Consider the following 6,150-nt stretch of genomic DNA (forward strand, 5'->3'; position numbering starts at 1 on the left):
TCATCAGGAGATGTAATTCTTGTTTATCCAGGTTTCTATAACGAAAGTGTTGATCTAGGGATACAGAACATAAGCATCCTTTCTGAGTCTGAAAATCCTAAGGATACTATTGTCCGGGCTTTTATACTGAGTGTAAATAATATTACCCTAAGTGGCTTTAGCATACAAGAAAAATTAGTTTTAAAAGGTCGTCCTACGGATGAGGTCTGGTATGGTAAAATTGAAAACTGTACTGTTAAAAATAACATTTTGGAATCAGGTATTTATGCTGATCAATGTTATAATTCCACTATTGAGAAAAATGTAATCTTAAATTCAGGTATCATTGTAGATGGTCCTTGGGCAGATTCTAATTTTACAATTTCTGATAATCTAATTGTTAACAAAGGAATTAGCATTTCACATGGATCCTATAATTGTGTTCTGCTTAATAATACACTTTTAAACGGGGGTATAGGGGTAGCTCAAGGTCCTGGCTGCAAAATTCTCGGCAATTATATTTCAAGTGATGGAGGGGGCGGAATTGCTTTTTCCGAGTCCAGTAGTAATATTATAGATAATAATTTCATTACCAATGCCAGCTATGGTATTTCAATGCCTTTTTTTTCTGATAGTGACATAACAAATAACACAATAATCTCAAACACAGTGGGAATCTTTATTGCTCATTACTCCTCAGGCAGTTTAATTAAAAATAATACAATTTCAAACAACGGCATTGGGATCTCACTTGATGATTCTGCTCTAGTAACTGACAACAGGATTGAACTGAATAAAGAATGTGGAATCTATTTTGACCACTCCGAGGAACATGAAGGTTCTTCTAGTGACAGCCGGATCCATAATAACCTCTTCAATAATACGGTTAATTTTTTCAATAGCAGTAGAACTGAGAATCTAGAAAGCGAGAATCCAAGATATACCCCAGGTAGTGCTGTCTGGAACATTACTAAGACGCCGGGGACAAGTATTACAGGCGGGCCCTACCTGGGTGGGAATTTCTGGGCAAAACCTGACGGAACCGGATTTTCCCAAAGGTGCAATGATTGGGATGGAGATGGAATTGGTGACTCAATCTACACAATCAATACATATGATGTTGATTACCTTCCTCTTGTCTCTATGTCCAAAACTCGGCAGCAAGTATTTCCTGTAGCAAACTTCAGTACTAATGTGAGCAATGGCTACGTACCTCTTTCTGTCCTGTTTACAGACTTTCCGCAAAATGAAACATCCAGAGTATGGGATTTCGATAATGACGGAGTTACGGACTCCATAGATAAAAACCCGGTTCATGTGTACCGGTACCTGGAATCTATACTGTCAATCTGACAGTAAGCAATGAAAACGGCACCTCCTCGAGATTATATCCAGTAACAGCATCCAATCGGCCTCAATATACTCTTACGGAGTATCAAATCACTACAAATAATTCTAATCAAACGATGCCTTCTATTTATGGGGATAAAATAGTATTTTTAGATGACCGCAGTGGATGGAACAATATCTACATGTACGATCTTTCTACTTCCAAGGAAGCCCAAATTACCACAAGTGAATCAAAAAAGGAATACCCTGCTATCTTTGAAGATAGAATAGTTTGGCAGGAATATAGCAATAATACCAATACCCGGGATAAATCGGATATACATATGTATAATCTTTCCACTTCAAAAGAAATTCAGGTCACCAATAGTGGAGGAGCGCGCAATCCTGTTATCTACGGGGACAAAACAGCGTATATATACACACTCAACGGAATCACAAACATCTGCTTTTACGATCTTTCTACTTCCAGCGAAATTCAGATTACAAATAATGGGAGTGCAAAAAATCCTGCTATTTACAAGGATAGAATAGTGTGGCAGGATTCTCGCAATAGGTGGGAAACTTACGATATCTACATGTACGATCTTTTCACTAAAAAGGAAACTCAAATTACAACTAACCAGTCAATCAAGGACCTTGCTATATATGGAGACAAGATAGTATGGACAGATTACCGCAATGGATATTCTGATATTTACATGTACAATCTCTCTACCTCTAAGGAAACTCGGATAACCATCAATGGATCAGCATATGACCCTACAATCTATGAGGACAGGATTGTATGGCAGGATCGTAACGATAGAGAATATTTAAACGCCGATATTTATATGTACAATATCTCTACTCATACGGAAACCCAGATTACCTCAAATAAATCAAGACAGTCGAGTCCTGCAATCTACGGTGACAGGATAGTTTGGGTGGATTCGCATAATGAATATACAAATATTTTTCCCTACGCAAATGCAGATATTTACATGTGTACTGTCTCGGGAATAGAGCCATCACTAAAAACACCTGTTGCTGACTTCTTTGTTAATATAACATCAGGAAATGCACCCTTAAAAGTATTATTTACTGATAACAGTACAGGTTCACCGAACTTCTGGCACTGGGATTTCGGAGATGGCATTAAGTCAAAACGCGCTTTAAACGCCACGCATACATTCACTGAACCAGGAGAGTATGATGTAAGTCTTACAGTAACGAATGAAAATGGTAGCAACACCAGAATCATGCCAAAGTATATTACAGTCTCCAAAAGGAAATGAACATTTTAAATTGAAAAACCAGTTTACTCTCTTATTAATTAGTGACATTTTAATAAGCTTGTAGCTTGGCAAGCTGTTTAATGTCCACTTCTTTTTCTTAATTTTCAGCTTCTTGTGCAGGTGTTTTTTCTTGACTTTCTATGTTCTTTATCTCTTGTTAACCCTCTACTACCCCTGTAAAGTTAAAATAGGTTTATAAATCCTCATTTGATTGTATAGCCACTTCAATTTCCTTGGGAATTTTATTATTTTCCTTGAGATTCAAAACTTCCATCTTGCTTGAAATCTTAATGTATTTTATCTGCATTAAGTTCACTATTAAAGCATTTAATAAATTAAACGGATTAAAACATGAATCTAAGGAGCTATAGTCTTTTTAATCGAAGATAGTTTTCTAACATACCACATTTTTGTTTAGAAGGTAAAAAGGATTATATAATGCCAAAAATAAGTTCTGTTAGTTCTTAAATTAGGTATCTTGAGGGCCTCAGATCTTGTTAGTGTAGTATTTCTGGTTTAAAGGGGGGAGTTACAGGTGTGGGTGAATAAATTAACCGTCTTATTAGCGGTTTCTATCTTTATTATTACTGCGGTTTATAGCCCTGCATCCGCCAGGGAGATTATAGTAGATAATAGTGGTTCAGATGCAGATTTTAAATCGGTTCAGGAAGCTGTAAACAATTCGTCATCAGGAGATACCGTTATCGTCATGCCTGGAACATATAACGAAAGTATAATTGTTAACGTTACCTCGCTGACTATCAGGTCGGAGTCGAAAAACCCTAAGGTACTGGTAAAATCTCCAGAGGAAAACAAAAGTGTTTTTCTTATAACAGCAAATAACGTGACTCTTAGCGGATTCAATATAACAGGGTCTAAGGGAAATTATACTTACTATCCATCTGGGATTTGCCTTAAGAATACTAGAAACTGCAAAATTACAGATAATACTCTATTTGAAAACTATATGGGAGTGTGCCTTGTTAATGCCGATTATAATACAGTTTCGGAAAACTTTCTCTTCAACAATTCTATTTCTCTGAATGAAGACAGTAATATCAATAATCTGAAAAACAATATCCTTGAAGAAGGTTCTATTTCTCTATTATATTCCAGTTATAACACAATCTCAGAAAACTCTCTCTTCAATGGTTCTATTTCTATGGGTGAAAGCGGAATGAATACCCTGACAAACAACACTATTGAAAAAGGTTCCATTTCTCTGGGAATATGGTCATCGGGTAATTTAATTTCTAAAAATAAGATCTCAAAAGGAGGGGGTATAAGTATTGCCTGTTGCGGGGGAGGTGACATAATATCTGATAATACGATTTCAAATTGCTCTCAGGGGGTCGATACATATGATCATGGTATAGATGTCATTAACAATAGCATTATAGATTGTTACTATGGGATAGAAATTTCTCAGTCGCCTTCTACAATTGACAATAATACAATCTTGAATTGCAGTACTGGAATTCATATAGATACCACTGATGGCGTTGAAATCTCAAATAACACAATAACATCCAGTGTAGAATGTGGGATCTCTATTCCAGATCAGAATAGTAGTGAACGAATTTATAATAATTATTTGAATAACACTATAAATGTAAGGCTGGGAATTTATGAAAAAAACACATGGAACAGTTCACTTATCTCTGGTACTAATGTTGTAGGCGGGCCATACCTTGGCGGCAATTACTGGGCAAACCCGAACGGAACCGGTTTTTCCCAAACCTGCACGGACTCAGATGGAGATTGGATTTGCGACTCTCCCTATAATGTCAACGAAAGCGGTTTTGATTTTCTTCCTCTAGCTTCTATATCCAGAACGCAGAAACCACCTGTTGCAAACTTCAGCACCAATACCACACAGGGACTTGCCCCACTAGCTGTACAGTTTACAGATTTTTCACGACATGCAATTGCATGGAACTGGGATTTTGACAATGATGGGATCTCAGACTCTACGGAAAAAGATCCGGTTTATGAATACATAATCCCAGGAAATTATATTGTTAGTCTGACAGTAAGTAACGCAAATGGCAATGCCTCAAAAACTCAGAAAATTATTGTGCATGAGGCTGAAGCTCTCCCTGTAGTCAATTTCAGTGCCAATACTACTAGCGGCCAGGCTCCTCTTTCTGTCCTTTTTACCGATCTTTCACAAAACGCAGCAAAAAGATTATGGGACTTTAACAATGATGGAATTACTGATTCTACAGACAAAACTGCGGTTTATATCTATACTTTTCCGAGAACTTATATTGTTAACCTGACTGTAGTCAATTCAAAAGGAACTTTCTCAAAGTTATTTCCGATAACAGCATCTCCTTCACAGCGTGTAGATGGGCAACTTATCCTCACTGAATATCAGATCACTACCAATGGATTAAACCCGGGTCGGCCTGCTATTTATAAGGATAAAATTGTGTGGTCGGATAATCGTAATGGAAATCCTGATATCTATATATATGATCTTTCCACTTACAGGGAAACTCAAATAACCACCAGCGAATCCGATGACTTTTCTCCTGACATCTATGGTGACAGAATTGTATGGATTGATCTTCGTAATGGAAACGGAGATATTTATATGTACAATCTTTCTACTAAGAAGGAAACTCAGATTACCACTAATGGATCAGCCTTGAGTCCTAAAATCTACGAGGATAAGATAATCTGGGTAGACTACCGCAATGGTGATTTTAAAAACTTCTCAAACCCCGATATCTATATGTACGATCTCTCTACTCATAATGAGACTCAAATCACTAGCAGCATATCAGATGATTTAGATCCTGATATATATGGAAACAAGATCGTTTGGTGTGCTAATCACCATGAGTCTGAAAACTCAGATATCTACATGCACGATCTTTCCACTTTAAAGGATACAAAGATAACCGCCAATAAATCACGACATATGCATCCTGTAATCTATAGTGATGGGATTATCTGGGAAGATTACCTTAACGGAAAAAGCAGTATATACATGTATAATCTCTCCACTTCTACAGAAACCCAGATTGCCACTAATCAATCAGACCATGTTTGGCCTGCTATTTATGAGAATAGATTCGTGTGGGCAGACTATCGTAATGGTCATACAGCTATCTATATGTATGATCTCTCCACTCAGAAGGAAACCAGGATAACTACTAGCGGATTATCGTCTGCAGAGTCTGCTATTTATGGAGACAAAGTTGTATGGATTAATTATCTTGATGGTTCCCATATCTATATGTCTATTGTTTTGGAAGAGGGACAGAGCCCAAAACAACCCATTGCAGACTTTTCTGCATCGCCTACTTCTGGAGTATCCCCGTTAAAAGTATTGTTTTCCGGCAATAGCACAGGTGGCCCGACTTCCTGGCTCTGGGATTTTGGAGATGGGATTAATTCAAAACATGCTTTGAATGCAACTCATACATTTACTGAACCAGGAAAATATAATGTAAGCCTTATAGTGATGAATGAAAATGGCAGTAGCACTAAACTCATACCTGAGTACATCACAGTCTTCAAAAAAGAATGAATATCT

General features: G+C 37.1%; 3 protein-coding genes. All 3 read left to right on the forward strand.

Features of this window, described 5'->3' with window-relative positions:
• The coding region (locus BP861_RS00005; protein ID WP_292371344.1) for a right-handed parallel beta-helix repeat-containing protein at window positions 1-1,332 on the forward strand (1,332 nt) is incomplete at its 5' end.
• Window positions 1,333-1,445: 113 nt separating this feature from the next.
• A complete protein-coding gene (locus BP861_RS00010; RefSeq protein WP_292371345.1) occupies window positions 1,446-2,603 on the forward strand; it encodes a PKD domain-containing protein in 1,158 nt (385 codons plus the stop codon).
• Window positions 2,604-3,138: 535 nt separating this feature from the next.
• Window positions 3,139-6,144, forward strand: coding sequence for a NosD domain-containing protein (locus BP861_RS00015; protein ID WP_292371347.1), 3,006 nt, complete (start codon window positions 3,139-3,141; stop codon window positions 6,142-6,144).
• Window positions 6,145-6,150: the final 6 nt, after the last annotated feature.

Origin of the sequence: Methanosarcina sp. UBA411, assembly GCF_002495725.1 — an archaeon.
Classification (GTDB): Archaea; Halobacteriota; Methanosarcinia; order Methanosarcinales; family Methanosarcinaceae; genus Methanosarcina.